Here is a 17,280-nt window from a genome sequence, read left to right as displayed (position 1 = left end):
GACCGTGAGCAGGACATGACCCGCAACACCGAAGCCAAGCCCCTCGTGATCGTGCCGACCTACAACGAGGCCGAGAACATCAAGGACATCGCGGCACGCATCCTCGAGACCGTCCCCTCGGCAGGGCTGCTCGTCGTGGACGACGGCAGCCCGGACGGCACGGGCGACCTCGTCGAGGCGATGGCCCGGACCGACGAGCGGGTCCACCTGCTCCGTCGCTCCGGCAAGCTCGGCCTCGGGACGGCGTACGTCGCCGGGTTCCGCTGGGGGCTCGAGCACGGCTACGACCTGCTCGTCGAGATGGACGCCGACGGCTCGCACCCGGCCGACCGCCTGCCGGCGCTCATCGCCGCGGTCGCCGACGCGGACCCGTCGGACGACGTCCTGCTCGCCATCGGTTCGCGCTGGATGCGCGGTGGCTCGGTCGTGGACTGGCCCAAGCGCCGCGAGTTCCTGAGCCGCGGGGCCAACACCTACGCGCGCATCATGCTCGGCATCGACGTGCACGACATCACCGCCGGGTTCCGCGTCTACCGGGCGGACGCGATCGCGCGCATGGACCTCGGGTCGATCGACTCGAAGGGCTACTGCTTCCAGATCGACATGACCATCCGGACCCACGACCTCGGCGGGCGGATCGTCGAGGTGCCGATCCGGTTCCGTGACCGCATCCACGGTGTCTCCAAGATGAGCAAGGACATCATCGTCGAGGCGATGGTGCGGACGACGCAGTGGGGGCTCCAGCGCCGGTTCCGACCGCGTTCCCGACGCTAGGGACGTCGGCCACGGCCACGGCCACGGCCACCGGCCAGCGGCCGCGGGCTCGCCTGCGAGGGCAACGCGGTCGGCTGCGACGGCGACGCGGTCGGCAGCCGCGCACGGTCAGGGGTGCGGGCGTTCCTCGAGCCGGGGGAGCCGCACGCGCCACGAGCGTCGGCGCGCGGCGACCACGAGCACCGTGACGAAGAGCATCAGGCCCGCGCTGTGCAGCAGGTAGCTCTCGGCCAGGCTCGTCACGCCCAGGAGCACGAGGACCGCCGCGGGCCAGACGTAGGCCACGCCGGGGAAGGTCGTCGCCGTCACCCACGACCGGGCGAAGGCGAGGAGTCCCGCTCCGAGGAGCAGCAGCATGCCCGCGAGGCCGACCTGCAGCCAGGCGTCGACGGCCGCGTCCAACCCGGACGTGAACCGGGCGCCGGACGGATCGATGAACGTGACGAACGGGACGACGGGCTCGCTCGGCCAGGTCCCCACCCAGCCCCAGCCCTGGATCGGCTTCTGCTCGATGAACGTGCGGATCTGCTCCCAGAGCTCGAGCCGTGTCGTCGTCCCACCGGCAGCTCCGATGCGGGGGAGCACCCGTGCACGGGTCACGACGAGCACCACTCCCGCCGCGACGACCAGGGTGGCGAGGACGCCGTCGAGCAGCGGCCGGACCGAGGGCCGTGCGTGCCGCAGGGTCCAGAGGGCGAGCGCGGTCCCGGCGAGGGCGATCGTCGCGAGCCCTGTGATCGGCGACTGCACGAGCATGAGCGTCACGACCGCGCCGCCCATGGACGCGACGGCACGCCACCGGGCCACCGAGCGGGTGAGGAACTCCACGACGAACGTCACCAGGGCGGTCACCGCGATGAAGCCCATGAAGTTGCGCGTCCCGCCGATGCCCTGGATCGGACCGCCGAAGGCGATGTCACCGCGGATGCCCAACGCCGGGATCGGCAGGTCGAGCACGAGCCCCGACAGCACCTCGAGCCCGAGCGACACGACCAGCAGGATGCGGAAGGCGTCGCCGCACGCCCGGATGACCTGGACGAGGTCGCGACCGAGCGCCAGGTACAGTCCGAGTCCGACGAACCCGACGGTGGCGGTGAGCCCGCGCAGGGCGACCCAGGAGTACTCGCTCCACAGCACGCTCAGCGCGCAGTACCCGACGAAGACGAGCAGTGACAGCGGCAGGACGCCGTGCCACTCGATCCGGTAGCGCTGCCCGAGCAGGCTGAGCCCGGCGAGCACGGCGAGGGTCACGAGCACCGACCAGGTGCCGGCAGGACCCACCAGGACGCGGACGGTCGGCTCGCCGAACGCGAAGAGCACGATGGTCGTCGCGAGTGCCTGGCTGAACCGACCGCCGGCGGAGAATCCGATCCAGGCGGACAGGTAGCGGCGCGCGCGGATGCGTCGCGTCGTCCTGCCGTCCGTCATCCGTCCAGTCTGACGTACTCGGCCGCACGGGACCTGCGCCGTACCGGAGCGTCGATATCGCGGATCGGCGATCGCTCGCTAGCGTCGGACCCCGATGACATCGACGAGGGACCGGCTCCGACGCTCGGGCGCGGCCGTCGGGGTGGGGCTGCTGGCGGCGCTCGCGGCGTGGGTCCGACTCGGACCCGTCGCGCGCGGGACCGCCTGGGCCGAGGACGCCGGGCTCTTCTTCCGCGAGCACCTCGCCCTCGGAGCAGCCGCGAGCGTCGTCGAGCCGTACGCGGGGTACCTGCACGTCGTCCCGCGACTCGTCGTCGACGTCGGGTTCGCGCTGCCGATCGCCTGGTACGCCCTCACGGTGACGACGCTCTGCTGCGTCCTGACCGGAGCTGCGTGCGCCGGCGTCTTCGTCCTCGCCGCGGACGCCGTGCCGTCGCCGGTGCTCCGCGTCGTGCTGGCCGCGGTGCCGGTCCTGCTGCCCACGGCACCGTGGGAGGTGCTGGGCAACGCTGCGAACCTGCACACCACCGCCCTCCTGCTCGCGCCGTGGGTGTTCGCGCACCGTGCCCGGACCCGGACCGGGGCGGTGACGCTCGCCCTGGTCGCCGTGCTCGTCCTCACCACCGAGGTCCAAGCGCTGCTCTTCCTGCCGCTGCTCCTGCTCGCCTGGGTGCCGGGACGCGACCGAGCCCGGGCGACCGGAGCGTCCGCCGGACGCGCCGACGCGGCGTCCGCTGCGGTGCCCCCCGCATCGTCCGCGGTGCCCTCCCGCCGTGCGCGCGTCCTCCGCGCGCTGCCCGTCACCGTCGCGGCCCTCGGCGCTGGGGCCGCGCAGGTCGTGACGGCCCTCACCACCGACCGGGACTCGCCGCGGGGCAACCCCTCGGTCCGCGACGTCGCCTCGGGGTACCTGCTGCAGACCGTCGGCGGCCTGTGGCGAGCGGACCTGGCAGCGGTCGGCCGCGCGGTCGTGGCCTCGGGCTGGTGGGTGGTCGGGGTCCCCGCTGCGGTGCTCGTCGCGATCGTCGTCACGGCGGTCGTCGTCGGGCTGCGGGAGCGACGCCGTCGTGCGGTGCTGCTGGCGTCTGCCCTCGCCGTGGGGTCGGTCGTGGTGTGGTCGGCGGCACTGCTGGCCAACGCCTCGGCGAACGGACGGTGGTCCCGGTCCGACCCCGGCGCGCTGCTCGACGCGACACCCTCGCGCTACGCGGCCGCGGCCGGCATGCTGCTGAGCGCAGCGCTGGTGGTGTCGGCGTCGGTGCTCGTCGGACACGTGCTGCGGTCGGGCGCCCTGCACGCCACGGGCACGGACGCGGGCACGGACGCGGGCACGGGCACGGGCACGGACGCGACCGTCGTCGGTGGGCACCGGTCGGTCCGGGTGGTCCGCCGCGCCCTCGGGTGGACGGTCGTCGCCGTCCTCGCGGCCACCTGGGTCGCCGCCTTCCCCGGTACGGCCCAGCGTGCGACGGGGCCGGAGTGGTACCCGCAGGTGGTCGCCGCCGAGGCACGGTGCCGACAGGACCCTGCCGGGACGGTGATGATCGGGGCGCTGCCGTGGGAGGCACGGGTGCCCTGCGTGCTGGTGCTCGGCACCGGTGCCACCGGGCGGTGACGCCGCCCCTCAGCCCGACGTGGCGCGGAAGGCGCGTTGCGCGAGGGGAGTGCGCGGCCCGTCCCCGGTCGACGGCGGTTCCTCGTTCACGAGCACGATCCGCGTCTTGATCGCGACGAGGGCGAACAGCACCCAGTTCCCCTGGTAGAGCAGGCGCGACTCCGCGAGCGCCTGCACGAGCAGTGCGACCACGACGAGCAGCGGGAACAGCGAGACCGGATCGAACGGCCGCTGCACGAGCCCGGGACCGTAGGACTCCCGCACGGCCCCCGACCACGACCTGCCGAAGGTGGTCAGGACGTACACGAGGAAGAGCGCCAGACCGACCAGGCCGGTCTGCATCCACACGTCGAGCGCCGCATCGTGCGCCTGCAGGTACTGGACGCCGTTCCGCGGCGCGAGTTCGGCGAGCATCGGGATGTTCGGCCACCAGTAGCCGATCCACCCCCAGCCGAGCACCGGGTGCTGCTCCGCCAGACCCACGACCGCGGTCCAGATCGTGCCCCGGCCCGTCAGGTCGGACGAACGGCCGAGCAGCGCCAGCAACGGAACGCGCGCGGCGACGGCGGCGACGACCAGGACGACCAGGCCGGCGACCACCGCGAGCACACGCGGTCCCCGGCGCCCGCTCGGGACGCGTCGGATCCACAGGGCGACCAGGAGGGCAACGACCACCGCGACCACGGCCAGGAACACCGTCGAGGACCGGGTGAGCAGCAGGGTGGCGGCCGCCACGACCAGCCATGCGACCGCCCGGCCCCGGCGCATCCGGCCGTCGACGAGCTGCACCGCGACGGCGATCGCCGCGAGCAGGGCGACCATCGCCAGCAGGTTGGCGTTGCCCGGCAGACCCTGGATGCGTCCGCCGGTGAACAGCTCGGCGCGCGAGAAGTAGAAGGCGTCCGGGATGTCCCGGTCGCCGTAGTCGGTCCAGATCGGCGCGATGGGGTGCCTCACGACGACGGCCACCACGGCCTCGAAGACCAGGGAGAGGCCGACGACCCAGCGGAACGCGGTGCTCGCGGCGTCGAGGATCCGGCGCCAGGAGAGCGTCGACGCGATCGCGAAGGCGACCAGCGCGCAGACCACCTGCGCCACGATGCTCGCGAGCGTCGCCGGTCGCCAGTGCGACCACGCAACCGACACCAGGCACCAGGCGAGGAAGAACCAGAGCGCGCGGGGCGTCCGGGTCAGCGGCGGTCGCGCACGCACCACGACGCTGATGCCCCAGGCGGCCTCGATCGCCCAGATCGTCGCGGCGCCGTACCACGTCGTCGTGTTCGGGACCGCGTCACCGGCGAACATCGTCAACAGGACGGTCACGGCGAGGGCGAACGCCTCACGCTCGGACACGGTCCCGCGGGCGATCGGCCAGGTGTTCGTCACGGGAGACAGGCTAGCGCCCCCGGTTCAGCGCTCGAGCGACGCGAGCGCCGAGCTGAGCCGGTCGCCGAGTGCCGGGGCGAGCGTCGTCGCGAACGTCGCCGTCAGGTGCGTCGGGTCGCGGTGCGTCACGACCCCGCCGATCACCGCGGGGCACGTGGTCCGGTCGCAGTACCAGTCCGTCATGTCGACGTACCGGGCACGGTCCCCGATCGCCGCAATGGCCTGCTCGCTGCCGTCGAAGGCCGCCAGGGCCTGGTCGCGCGGGAGGTCGCAGGCCCCGGTGGTCGGGCCCTGCATCTGCGCGAGGCACGCGATGACGTCGTCGCGCGCGGTCGGGTTGTCGCGGATCGCGATCACCGGGACGCCCGCGTCCGTCGCCGCCCGCCACGCGCCGACGAGACCGTCGACCACGGTCGCGTCGTTGCTGCTGCCGTCGGGGACGATGACCGGGCTCTTGGTCGCCGCGTGCGTCACCACGACGGCGTCGAGCTCGTCGTCGTGCTGCCGGACCCAGTCCACGGCGTTCTGCTTCCAGCCCTGGCAGCTGTCGGTGTAGCCCTGCGTGGGGGCCTGCTGCACGGCCGTCGTGAAGTAGCAGCCGATGTGCCCGGCGACGTCGATGCGCCAGTGCTCCCGCTCGGCGACCGCGCGGTAGGCCGTCATCAGGGCGTTGTTGTGCGAGTCACCGACGGCGAGCAGGTGCTTCCGGTACCCGGTCCTCGGTCCCAGCGCGCAGACGTTGAAGTCGGCCGTCGTGTTCGACCAGCAGTCGCCCGAGTTCGCGTCGTCGTGCTGGGCGGCGGCCGGGGCGGGCACCCGGACGTCGGCGAGGCGCGGGTTGACGCACGGGTCGTCCGAGCCGATGCGCGCGGCCGCGCCGAAGCAGTCGACGTCCCCGCGCGTCAGGCGCTCGGCGAACGCGGCCGCCTGCACCTGCTGGACCTGCACCGCGGCCAGCGTGCCGGCGCCGAGCGCGACGACGGCCACCGACGCCACCACGCCGAGCACGGCGACGCGTCGCGGACGGACACGTGCGGAACGGACCCGGGCGCGCAGCGGCTCCTCGACGAGCAGCGTGGACGCCGCGGCGAGGACGAGTGCCCCGACCAGGACCGCCACCTTGCTCGTGGTGCCGAGCGGGTGGCCGAGCACGATCGGCAGCAGGACGACGGCGGGCCAGTGCCACAGGTAGACCGCGTACGACGTCCGGCCGACGAACGCGACCGGCGGGGTCCGGCCGACGACGTCGAGGCCGCTGCGGGCACCGAGGGCGACCACGAGCGCGGCCGACACGACGGGCAGGAGCGCCGCGGTGCCGGGGTAGGGGGTCGTCGGCGTGATCACGAGGACGGACGCGACCAGGCCCGCGACGCCCAGCCACGTGCCTCCCGTCCGGACCGCACGCGCCCGACGCGAACGGGCGACGGCGAGCGGGACCGTCGCGACCAACCCGCCGAGCGCGAACTCCCACGCACGCGTGGCGGTCGAGAAGTAGGCGATGCCGGGCGCGGTCTGCGTCTGCACGACCGACCACGCGAGGGAGAGGACCGCGACCGTGCCGAGCAGGAGGCGTGCCGTGAGGACGGGGTCCCGACGCCGGGCGCGGGCGAGCACGGCGCCGAGCAGCACGAGGAGCACCGGGAGTGCGATGTAGAACTGCTCCTCGACCGAGAGCGACCAGAAGTGCTGGAACGGCGACGGCCGGTTGTCGCTCGCCAGGTAGTCGACGGCGTCGGACGCGAGCTGCCAGTTCTGCAGGTACACCGTCGACGCGATCAGCTCCCGCCCGTACTGCCCCCACAGCGAGCTCGGGACGAGCAGCAGCACCGCGGCGCCCGTGGCCAGGAGCGTCAGGAACGCGCCGGGCAGCAACCGCCCGGCACGTCGTGCCCAGAAGGCACCGAGGCGGATGCGCCCCGTCGCGGCCTGTTCGCGCACGAGGTGGCCGGTGATGAGGAAGCCGGAGACGACGAAGAAGACGTCGACCCCGACGAAGCCGCCGGGCAGCCGGTTCGGCCACAGGTGGTACAGCACGACGGCCAGCACGGCGAAGGCGCGCAGGGCCTGCACGTCCCATCGGGTCGACTCGGGGCGGCGCGGCTCGGACATCGCGGGGAGTCTATGCGAGAGCGGTTCGTCGATGCCCCGGTCGGCTCCGGCACCACGGGCGGCGCCGAGCGGACGCCGGTCCCCGCCCGGTACGCTCGCGGCATGTTCCTCGGCATCACCAACACGCCACGCGACTACGCCTGGGGTTCCACCAGCGCGATCCCCGAACTCCTCGGCCGCACCGTCACCGGTGCACCGCAGGCGGAGCTCTGGCTCGGCGCGCACGCGGGGAGCCCCAGCGTCGTCGTGAACCCGGCGATGGTGGGCGGTGCCGACACCCTGCGCGACTGGATCGACGCCGAGCCCGAGGCCGCGCTCGGCCCGGACCGCAGCGGCCTGCCGTTCCTGCTGAAGCTCCTCGCGGCGGCGGCACCCCTGTCGCTCCAGGCGCACCCCACGCCCGAGCAGGCCCGCGACGGCTTCGCGCGCGAGGAGGCCGCGGGGACCCCGCTGGACGACCCGGCGCGCAACTACAAGGACCCGTTCCCCAAGCCCGAGCTCGTCGTCGCCCTCAGTGACCGGTTCGAGGCGCTCAGCGGCTTCCGCCCGGTCGGTGACACCGTGGCCGAGGTCGAGTCGCTCGACGGCGGGAGCGGACGGCTCGGGCCGCTGCTCGCGCACCTCGCGCAGGGGCTCGAGGACACCGTGCGCTGGCTCGAGACCGCCGATGCGTCGGCGCTCGCCGTGGTGCAGGCGGCGTCCGACCTCGCCACCGCCCTGCCGGAGGACGACCGCACCCCGAACGTGCAGACGGTGGTCGACCTGGCCGCCGCGTACCCGGGCGATCCCGGCGTGGTCGTGTCGATGCTCATGCACCGCGTCACGCTCCGGACCGGCGAGGCGATGTACCTGCCCGCGGGCAACGTGCACGCCTACCTCGACGGGCTCGGCATCGAGCTCATGGCGCCGTCGGACAACGTGCTCCGGGGTGGCCTGACGGCGAAGCACGTCGACGTCCCGGAACTCCTGCGGGTGCTCGACTTCACCGCGTACCCGGCACCGGTGCTGACCCCGGAACGCCTCGACCAGGGCGTCGACCGGTTCGCTCCGGACGGGGTCGGGTTCGCGCTGGTCCGCGTCACCGGCGACGGTCGTCCGGTCGGCCTCGGCACCGGCGGTGTGGCACCGCTCTCCGGCCCGAGCATCGCGGTCTGCACCACGGGCGCCGTGACCCTCGTCGGCGCGCGGTCTGCGACCCTGCTCCGCCAGGGGGAGTCCTGCTACGTCACGCCGGACGAGGGCGACGTGACGGTCGAGGCCGACGCCGCGACCGGTCTGACGTCCACGGTCTTCATCGCGACCGGTGCGTGAACACGCAGCGGCCTGCAGCCCGAGGGGACGGTGCCGTCCGCTAGCGTGACGAGCATGAGTTGGCTGGTCACCGGCGGTGCCGGGTACATCGGGTCCCACGTCGTCCGCGCGCTGCGCGCCGCAGGGATCGACACCGTCGCGTTCGACGACCTGTCGAGCGGGTTCCGTGCCTTCGTGCCGGAGGACGTGCCGTTCGTCGAGGGGACGATCCTGGACGGCGACCTGCTGGCCAGCACCCTCCGTGCGCACGCGGTGACCGGCGTCGTGCACGTCGCCGGCTTCAAGTACGCCGGCGTCTCGGTCGAGCGGCCGCTACACACCTACGAGCAGAACGTCACCGGTACCGCGACCCTGCTCCGGGCGATGGCGGAGAACGGCGTCACCAAGGCCGTGTTCTCGTCGAGCGCCGCGGTCTACGGCACACCCGACGTCGACGTCGTCGTCGAGGACACCCCGAAGGCACCGGAGTCGCCGTACGGCGAGTCCAAGCTCATCGGCGAGTGGCTGCTCCGGGACATGGAGGTCGCCGCCGGGTTCGCGACCACCTCGCTCCGCTACTTCAACGTCGTCGGGTCGGGGGAGCCGGACCTGTACGACGCCAGCCCCCACAACCTGTTCCCGCTCGTGTTCGAGGCGCTGCTCGCCGGCCGGGTGCCGCGCATCAACGGCGACGACTACGACACCCCGGACGGCACCTGCGTCCGCGACTACATCCACGTCGCCGACCTCGCGCACTCGCACGCCGTCGCGGCGCAGAAGCTCGAGGCGGGCGAGCAGCTCGAGCGCGCCTACAACCTCGGCAGCGGGGACGGCGTGAGCGTCCGGCAGATCATGGACGCCATGGCATCGGGCACCGGGATCGCGTTCGAGCCCGAGGTCGCGCCCCGGCGTCCGGGTGACCCCGCCCGGATCGTCGCGACCGGCGAGGCCGCCGCGCGCGACCTCGACTGGGCGATGCGGCACTCGCTCGACGAGATGGTGTCCAGCGCCTGGGAGGCCCGTCGCCGCGTCGGCTGAGGCCCGGGCACGGCGGTGGGAGTGCGCAGTGTGTCCCCCGATCGCCGGACAGACGGCCTGCGACACGCCCGTACGGGGGACATGACACGCCGCAGCGGTCAGCCCCTTCTATGATCCGCGACTTGACGGAACGGAATCACACCGCTGTAATTACAGGCAGCGGCTTCGGTCGTTGCAGGCCGTCGTCGACATGTCAGGGGTGATCAGGGTGAACGGTTCCGACTTCCACGCCGGCGTGCCGGAGGACTGGCACGTCGACCCGGTGTCGCTCGGTGTCCCCGGTGTCCGCCGTGCCGAGGGCGACGAGGAGAACCCGCTGTCGTGGCAGGTCGACTCGCTCTGCGCCCAGACCGACCCCGAGGCGTTCTTCCCCGAGAAGGGCGGCTCCACCCGCGAGGCGAAGAAGATCTGCGGGTCGTGCGAGGTCCGGTCGCAGTGCCTCGAGTACGCGCTCGAGAACGACGAGCGCTTCGGCATCTGGGGCGGCCTCTCCGAACGCGAGCGCCGGAAGCTCCGCCGCCGCGCCTGACGCACCCACCGCGCCGCGCGCAGCGCGACGGGCGTCGGTCGGCCAGGAGGCGCGTCCCGCCTCCGCCACCCACCGTCCGTTGATGGTGCGCACAGGTTGACGGCGCGCCGTTCCCGCAGACCGGTCCCGCGCCTCCAGACCGTAGAGTGACGCGCGTCATGCAGCCCAGTCCCGCGCAGCCCCGGTCCGCCCAGCCCCGCGTCACCGCGGTCCTCGTGACCGCGAACGGCGGCGAGCACCTCGACCGGACCCTGGACGCCCTCGTCGCCCAGACCCGGCACCCCGACAACCTGGTCGTCGTCGACGTCGGTTCCACCGACGGGTCGACGGCCGAGCTCGCCCTGGGCGGGTCCGCCGGGCTCGTGCGCCTGCCCGCCGGGCGCCCCTTCGGCGAGGCCGTCGCGGCGGGGGAGCGCGAAGCGCCGACCGCCGACGGCGACGACGGGACCGACGCAGCGCCCGACGAGTGGCTGTGGCTGCTCGGACACGACAACGCTCCGGCACCGACCGCACTCGCCGAGATGCTCTCCGCGGTCGAGATCGCGCCGTCCGTCGTGGTCGCCGGGCCGAAGCTCGTCGACACGGACGACCCCGCACGGATCCGTGCGTTCGGGGAGAGCACGACGCGCGCCGGCCGATCGCTGGCCCTCGTGCAGGACGAGCTCGACCAGGGCCAGCACGACCGGCACACCGACGTGATGGGCGTGTCCGCCGCCGGCATGCTCGTGCGCCGCTCGGTCTGGCGCGAACTCCGCGGCTTCGACCCGGCGCTGCCGGACGTCGACGCCGCGCTCGACCTCTGCATCCGTGCGCGCCTCGCCGGACACCGCGTCGCCGTGGTGCCCGAGGCCCGCGTGACGAGTGCCGGACCGATCGAGGAGTTCGGCCGCAAGCGCGTCTCCGAGGGGCGGCGCGTGCGCCTGCACCGCCAGGCGCAACTGCACCGCCGGCTGACGTACGCCCCCGCCGGGCTGCTCTGGTTGCACTGGCTGCTGCTCGTGCCGACCGCGCTCGTCCGGGCCGTCGGCCACCTCGTCGCGAAGCACCCCGCCGCGGTCTCCGGTGAACTCGCCGCCGCCCTCGCCGTGGCCTTCGGTGGCGGCGTCCGACGAGCGCGGGCGAACGCCGCGCGGACCCGTCGGGTCGGGTGGGCGGCCATCGAGCCCCTCCGTGTCAGCTGGCGCCGGGTGCACGAGCGACGGACCACCTCGCGCGACGTCGAACTCGCCCGCGTCGAGGACGCCCCGATCGCGCGGGCGTCGTTCCTCGGCGACGGCGGCGTGTGGGTCGTGCTCGCGGCGGCCGCGCTCAGCGTGGTGACGCTGTACCCGCTGCTCGGCACCCCCGCGGTCACGGGCGGCGGACTCCTGCCGCTCAGCACCTCGGTCGGGCGGCTGTGGCAGAACGTCGGCTACGGCTGGCACTCGGTCGGGACCGGCTCCACCGGCCCGAGCGACCCGTTCGCCGCCGTGCTCGCCGTGCTCGGCTCGATCACCGCCTGGTCGCCGTCGACCTCGGTCGTGGTCGTGCTCCTGCTCTCGTTCCCGCTCGCCGCGCTCGGCGCCTGGTTCGTGGTCCGCAAGGTCACCACCCGCACCTGGGTGCCCGTCGTCGGTGCCGCGCTGTACACGATCACCCCGACGCTCGTCGGCGCCGTCACGACCGGACACCTCGGGGCCGCCATCGCGCACGTGCTGCTCCCGTGGCTGCTGCTGGCGGTGCTCGAGGCGCACCGCTCGTGGGCATGGGCGTCCGGCGCGTCGCTGCTCTTCGCGGTCGTCGCGGCCTCGGCGCCGTCGCTGCTGCCGGTCCTGCTGGTCGGGTGGGTCGTGTCCCTCGTCGTCGGCTGGCGGCGTGCGCACCGTCGGGTCTTCATCCCGGTCCCCGCCGCCGTGCTCTTCCTGCCGCTCGTCCTGGCGCAGGTCGCCCGCGGCAACCCGCTCGCCGTGTTCGCGGACCCGGGCGTCCCCTCCGCCACGCGCGCCCCCTCGGCGCTCCAGCTCGCGGTCGGGCAGCCGCTGCCGGACTGGAGCGGGTGGCTCCCCGCGACGACGCCCCTCGGGCTCGCGGCGTCGGTCCTGCCCGTCGCGATGGCCGTCCTCGCGCTGCCGGTCGTCATGCTCGCGGTCGGGGCGCTCCTCGGACACCGCTGGGCCGTCGCCGGTGCGGCGCTCGTCCTGGCGCTCCTCGGCTACGCGACGGCCTTCGGTGCGACCCACCTCACCGTCACCGGGGTCGGTTCGACCACGACGATCGTCTGGCCCGGCAGCGCCCTGTCCGTGACGGCGCTCGGCATCGTGCTCGCGGCGTCGATCGGCATCGACGTGCTGCCGCGGACCGCCCCGGTCACCGCACTCGTCGCGGCGGTGTTCGCCGGGGTCGCGGTCACCCCCGCCTTCGCCGCGTCCACCCTCGGTGACACACTCCTGCAGCCGACCACCGGACGGGTCCTGAGCGCCTACGTGAACGCCGAGGCCCAGGCCAACCCGGACGTCGGCACGCTCGTGGTCGACCCGCAGACCGACGGCTCCCTCGCGGTGTCGCTCGAACGCGGCCAGGGCTCGACGCTCGACGACCAGACGACGCTCGACTCCACCGCGCTCCGCCTCAGCAGGTCGGGCGCGCAGCTGGCGACGCTCGCCGGGAACCTCGCCAGCCGCAGCGGGTACGACCCCGAACCCGCGCTCCGCGAGCTCGGCATCTCGTTCGTGCTGCTCGACGACGCACCGGACGCCGACGCGGCGCAGCAGGTGCACGACCGTGCGGCCGGAGCGATCGGCCAGGACGCCCGGTTCACGAGCATCGGCGAGACCACCTCCGGTCGGCTCTTCCACTACGAGGGGCACGTCGACCGGGTGTCCACCGGTTCGGCCGCGACCCAGGCGACGCACGTGCTGTACCTTCTCGTGCTCGGCGTGGTCTTCGGCGCCGCGGCCCTGCTCGCCGTCCCGACCGCACCGCGTCGCCGCCGTGCCACCTCGAACGTCATCGAGGCCGAGGAACCCGCCACCACCTTCGACGAGGAGCGCGACGAATGAGCACCGAGCACCGGTCCGTCCGACGGTGGGTCGTCCGCGGGACCGCGACCGCGGTCGCCGTGGTCGTCGCCGCCGGTGCCGTGACGGCCGCGCACGCGATCGGCACCGAGAGCACCGCGCTCCGCCCGGCCGGGCGACTCGTCACACCGGTGCCCGCCGACGCCGAGCGTGTGTGCGCCGGCAGCGCGCTGCGGCTCTCGGACGAGTCCGGGAACGACGCGACGACGGCCAGCACCGTCGGGTCGTCGGAGGTCGCGACCGGCACCACCGGCAGCACCGTCGACCGGTCGACCCTCGGCTCGTCGACCACCGGCGGCAGCGACCCCCAGCTCCTCACCGCGCCCGCCGGTGACAGCACGCCGCAGGTCGCCGGCAGCACCTCGCAGAGCGTGTCGTCGGGGGACCTCGTCGGCTTCGGCGCGGCGTCCTGCGACGACCCCGGCCAGTCGACCTGGCTTGTCGGCGGCTCCACCGAGACCGGCCGGACCAGCCTCATCACGCTGTCGAACCCGACGGACGTCAACGCCGCCGTGGACCTCGACGTGTTCGACGCCTCCGGTACCGTGCAGGCGCCCGGGACCACCGGCATCGTGGTCGCACCGAACACGCAGAAGGTCGTGCCGCTGTCCGGTTTCGTCGCCGACCAGGGATCGACGGTCGTGCACGTGACCTCGTCCGGCGGGCAGATCGTCGCGCACATGCAGGAGAGCATCGTGCGGACGCTGACCCCGGGCGGCTACGACGTCGTCTCCGGCGGCGCCGCACCGGCGCGGACGCAGGTGATCCCCGCGGTCGTGCTGAGCGGCGCCGAGGAGGCGCAGCGCGGGGACGACACCGAGGACGCCACCCCGGTGCTCCGCCTGTTCGTCCCCGGCGACCGCGCTGCACGCGTGACCGTCGGCATCACGACGGCGGACGGCGGCGGTTCGACGGTGAACGCGACCGCTGAGCCCGGGGTCGTCACCGACGTCGCCCTCGACGACTTCCCGGACGGGCGGTACTCGCTCACGGTGACGTCGACGGAGTCGCTCGTCGCGGGGGCCCGCACCACGAAGCCGACCGACGACGGTCGGACCGACCTCGGCTGGTTCGCGTCCGCGGAGCCCCTCGGCGACCGTGTCGTGACCGCGGTCGCGCCCGGCGGCGGGTCGCGGATGAACCTCGTCAACCCGACGCGGTCGGACGCGACGGTGACGATCACCTCGGGGGACCGTGAGCAGGAGGTGGACGTCGCCTCGGGCAGCACGGCCACCGTGCAGGTCCCCGTGTCGACGCAGCTCGAGCTCACCGGCGCCGAGGGGCTCGTCGCGGGCGTCAGCTACGACGCGGACGACGGCATCGCCGGCTTCCCGGTGCGGCCGGCGACGGAGGTCTCGACCCCGGTGCGCGTCTACCCCTGACGCCGTCTACCCCTGACGCCGGGGCCCGTCGGTCAGCGGTGGCGGTGCCCGTCCGGCGCGTGGTCCGTGTCGGTCACCGGTGGCGGTACCGGTCGGGTGCCGGGTCCGGCCGTGGGTGCTGGTCCCTGTCGGTCACCGGTGGCGGTACCGGTCGGGTGCCGGGTCCGGCCGTGGGTGCTGGTCCCTGTCGGTCACCAGTGGCGGTACCGGTCGGGCGCCAGGTCCCACGGGTCCTTGTCGATGAGCTCGCCGACCGCACGGAACACCGCGGTCTCGATGATCACGCGGCGGTCCGTGTCGTCCTTCTCCGGACTCCGGGTGACCCGCTCGACGGGGATCCGGAACAGCGTCACGCGCCGGTCGCCGCGGTCGACCCGCCAGCGGGGGAGGCGGTCCGGCAGCGTCTGGTCGGTCGGCATGTCGGCCACCTGGAACACCACCCCGGCGAGCTCGTCCGGCCAGAGCCCCACCAGGTAGTGGGCGGTGTCGCCGACGATGCGGTCGAACGTCTCGGCGCGCGTGATGACGGGCGCGAGCTCCGGTCCGGTGACACTCGACCGGCCACCGCGTCCGTGCCGTGACCGACCACGGGCGCGGTCGACGGGGGTGACGGTGGGGTGCTTCCGACGCATCCCGCCATCGTACGCGGCGAGGGCGTGGCCGACCCCGGCGACGGCCCTCGGCAGGCCGTCGCGGTGGTGCGCCCGGTAGGGTCGGTGTCGGTATGGACGTACGGATCTGCAGCAAGGTCGCCTGTGGCGCGAGCGCCTCGGCGACCCTGACGTACGACTACGGCGACTCCATGGTCGTCGTCGGGCCCCTCTCCACCCGTGTCGAGCCGCACGGGTACGACCTCTGCGCCCGTCACGCGGCCCGCCTGCGCGTGCCCCGCGGCTGGGACGTCGTGCGGCGCGAACCGATCCGGCGGGACGCAGCGCCCGCGGACTGAGGCCGCGCACCGCGGTCCCGGTGGCCCACGCCGCCGACCGACGGCCGCCGAGTGCGTCGGTTCCGGTGGCCCGCCCGCCGGAGGTGAGCCGGTCCGTCCAGCGTCTCCCGGTGCGGCCTGGAGGCCCGCCCGACGTCCGTGACGTCGTCTGACGGTCCGCGCCTCCCGGCGTGCCAGACTGACGCCATGTCGACCGAGACCCGCACCGCCGCCCCGTTCCGCGTCGCCGACCTCGCCCTCGCCGAGGCGGGTCGCCACCAGATCCGCCTGGCCGAGAACGAGATGCCGGGCCTGATGGCCCTGCGTCAGGAGTTCGGGCCGTCGCAGCCGCTCGCCGGTGCGCGGATCGCCGGGTCCCTGCACATGACCGTGCAGACCGCGGTCCTCATCGAGACCCTCGTGGCCCTCGGCGCGCAGGTCCGTTGGGCGAGCTGCAACATCTTCTCCACGCAGGACGAGGCCGCCGCGGCGGTCGCTGTGGGGCCGACGGGGACCCCGGCGTCACCCGCGGGCGTCCCGGTGTTCGCGTGGAAGGGCGAGACGCTCGACGAGTACTGGTGGTGCACCGACCGCATCTTCGACTGGAGCGTCGAGGCCGCTGCCGCGGGGGAGTCGTGGACGGGGCCGAATCTCATCCTCGACGACGGCGGGGACGCGACGATGCTCCTGCACACCGGTGCGGACGCCGAGGCCGCCGGACGTGCTCCGGAGCCGGGGGCCGACGCGAGCGCCGAGTGGCGGATCGTGCTCGCGACCGTCGCCGCGTCGCTCGAGCGCTCCACCGACCGCTGGACCCGCATCGCGGCCGAGGTGCAGGGCGTCACCGAGGAGACCACCACGGGCGTGCACCGGTTGTACGAGCTCGCTCGGAAGGGCGAGCTGCGCTTCCCGGCGATCAACGTCAACGACTCGGTGACGAAGTCGAAGTTCGACAACAAGTACGGCATCCGGCACTCGCTGCCCGACGGGCTCAACCGGGCCACCGACGTGCTCATCGGCGGCAAGGTCGCCTTCGTCGTGGGCTACGGGGACGTCGGCAAGGGCGCCGCCGAGGCGCTCCGCGGCCAGGGCGCCCGGGTCGTCGTGTCCGAGGTCGACCCGATCTGCGCACTGCAGGCGGCGATGGACGGCTACCAGGTCGCCCGGCTGGCGGACGTCGCCGGCGAGGTCGACATCGTGGTGACCTGCACCGGCAACCTCGGCGTCGTCGGGGTCGACGAGGTGCTCGCGCTGAAGCACCTGGCGGTCGTCGCGAACGTCGGACACTTCGACAACGAGATCGACATGGCGGGGCTCGAGGCGCTGCCGGGGGTCGAGAAGGTCGAGATCAAGCCGCAGGTGCACGAGTGGCGGCTGCCGAACGGCCGCTCGGTCCTGGTGCTGAGCGAGGGACGGCTGATGAACCTCGGCAACGCGACGGGGCACCCCTCGTTCGTGATGAGCAACTCGTTCACGAACCAGGTCCTGGCGCAGATCGAACTGCACACGAGGCGCGAGGAGTACCCGACGGGGGTCTCCGTGCTGCCGAAGCACCTGGACGAGAAGGTCGCGCGCCTGCACCTCGACGCCCTCGGGGTCCGGCTCACCGAGCTCCGGCCGGAGCAGGCCGCCTACATCGGTGTGCCCGTCGAGGGCCCCTACAAGCCGGACCACTACCGGTACTGATCGCGCCGGCGCCGCGCTGCTGCGCGGCTCCCGTCGCCGCGCGGGGCGGCGCCAGCGCC

Annotated in this window: 13 protein-coding genes; 9 read left to right on the top strand and 4 right to left on the bottom strand. The window is 73.8% G+C overall.

Features of this window, described 5'->3' with window-relative positions:
* The first annotated feature begins 15 nt into the window (after positions 1-15).
* Positions 16-774 (top strand): polyprenol monophosphomannose synthase, encoded by a 759-nt coding sequence (locus tag Q9R28_RS14625; protein WP_066655007.1) that lies wholly within the window; start codon positions 16-18, stop codon positions 772-774.
* Positions 775-882: 108 nt separating this feature from the next.
* Here Q9R28_RS14625 and Q9R28_RS14620 read toward each other — a convergent pair whose 3' ends face one another.
* Positions 883-2,202: an exopolysaccharide production protein gene (locus Q9R28_RS14620; RefSeq protein WP_311206441.1), complete on the bottom strand. Its 1,320-nt coding sequence runs from the start codon at positions 2,200-2,202 to the stop codon at positions 883-885.
* Positions 2,203-2,296: 94 nt separating this feature from the next.
* Here Q9R28_RS14620 and Q9R28_RS14615 point away from each other — a divergent pair, with 94 nt between their 5' ends.
* Positions 2,297-3,817, top strand: a complete 1,521-nt coding sequence (locus Q9R28_RS14615) for a hypothetical protein (protein WP_311206440.1) — start codon at positions 2,297-2,299, stop codon at positions 3,815-3,817.
* Positions 3,818-3,826: 9 nt separating this feature from the next.
* Here the strand turns inward: Q9R28_RS14615 and Q9R28_RS14610 are convergent, their stop codons facing one another.
* Both Q9R28_RS14610 and Q9R28_RS14605 read right to left on the bottom strand, forming a co-directional pair.
* Entirely contained in the window at positions 3,827-5,203 is a 1,377-nt protein-coding gene (locus Q9R28_RS14610; protein WP_081984932.1) for an O-antigen ligase, read from the bottom strand.
* Between the two features lie 24 nt (positions 5,204-5,227).
* Positions 5,228-7,312 (bottom strand): acyltransferase family protein, encoded by a 2,085-nt coding sequence (locus tag Q9R28_RS14605; protein ID WP_311206439.1) that lies wholly within the window; start codon positions 7,310-7,312, stop codon positions 5,228-5,230.
* A 102-nt stretch (positions 7,313-7,414) separates the two neighbouring features.
* On the opposite strand from Q9R28_RS14605, the gene manA reads away from it, so the two are divergent.
* The 5 genes from manA (at position 7,415) to Q9R28_RS14580 (ending at position 14,607) form a co-directional block, all read left to right on the top strand.
* Positions 7,415-8,623, top strand: coding sequence for a mannose-6-phosphate isomerase, class I (gene manA / locus Q9R28_RS14600; protein ID WP_066658397.1), 1,209 nt, complete (start codon positions 7,415-7,417; stop codon positions 8,621-8,623).
* A 54-nt stretch (positions 8,624-8,677) separates the two neighbouring features.
* The gene (galE, locus tag Q9R28_RS14595; RefSeq protein ID WP_066658396.1) at positions 8,678-9,640 is read left to right on the top strand and encodes a UDP-glucose 4-epimerase GalE; all 963 of its coding nucleotides are present in this window, start codon (positions 8,678-8,680) and stop codon (positions 9,638-9,640) included.
* 190 nt (positions 9,641-9,830) lie between these two features.
* Entirely contained in the window at positions 9,831-10,169 is a 339-nt protein-coding gene (locus Q9R28_RS14590) for a WhiB family transcriptional regulator (RefSeq protein ID WP_081985311.1), read from the top strand.
* 158 nt (positions 10,170-10,327) lie between these two features.
* Complete coding sequence (locus Q9R28_RS14585) at positions 10,328-13,207, top strand: glycosyltransferase family 2 protein (protein ID WP_311206438.1); 2,880 nt, start codon at positions 10,328-10,330, stop codon at positions 13,205-13,207.
* On the top strand, positions 13,204-14,607 hold the full coding sequence (locus tag Q9R28_RS14580; RefSeq protein ID WP_311206437.1) for a DUF5719 family protein: 1,404 nt from the start codon (positions 13,204-13,206) through the stop codon (positions 14,605-14,607). The genes Q9R28_RS14585 and Q9R28_RS14580 overlap by 4 nt, the downstream gene beginning before the upstream one ends.
* Before the next feature lie 191 nt (positions 14,608-14,798).
* Here the strand turns inward: Q9R28_RS14580 and Q9R28_RS14575 are convergent, their stop codons facing one another.
* The gene (locus Q9R28_RS14575) at positions 14,799-15,239 is read right to left on the bottom strand and encodes a metallopeptidase family protein (protein ID WP_066654996.1); all 441 of its coding nucleotides are present in this window, start codon (positions 15,237-15,239) and stop codon (positions 14,799-14,801) included.
* Between the two features lie 92 nt (positions 15,240-15,331).
* On the opposite strand from Q9R28_RS14575, the gene Q9R28_RS14570 reads away from it, so the two are divergent.
* Both Q9R28_RS14570 and ahcY read left to right on the top strand, forming a co-directional pair.
* The gene (locus tag Q9R28_RS14570) at positions 15,332-15,556 is read left to right on the top strand and encodes a DUF3499 family protein (RefSeq protein WP_066654995.1); all 225 of its coding nucleotides are present in this window, start codon (positions 15,332-15,334) and stop codon (positions 15,554-15,556) included.
* A gap of 186 nt (positions 15,557-15,742) precedes the next feature.
* Entirely contained in the window at positions 15,743-17,221 is a 1,479-nt protein-coding gene (gene ahcY, locus Q9R28_RS14565) for an adenosylhomocysteinase (RefSeq protein ID WP_209685210.1), read from the top strand.
* Positions 17,222-17,280 lie beyond the last annotated feature (59 nt).

This window comes from Curtobacterium sp. BRD11, from assembly GCF_031844345.1.
GTDB lineage: Bacteria > Actinomycetota > Actinomycetes > Actinomycetales > Microbacteriaceae > Curtobacterium.
Note: the sequence above shows the minus strand (reverse complement) of the source record. Positions and strands in the feature narration are given on the sequence as shown.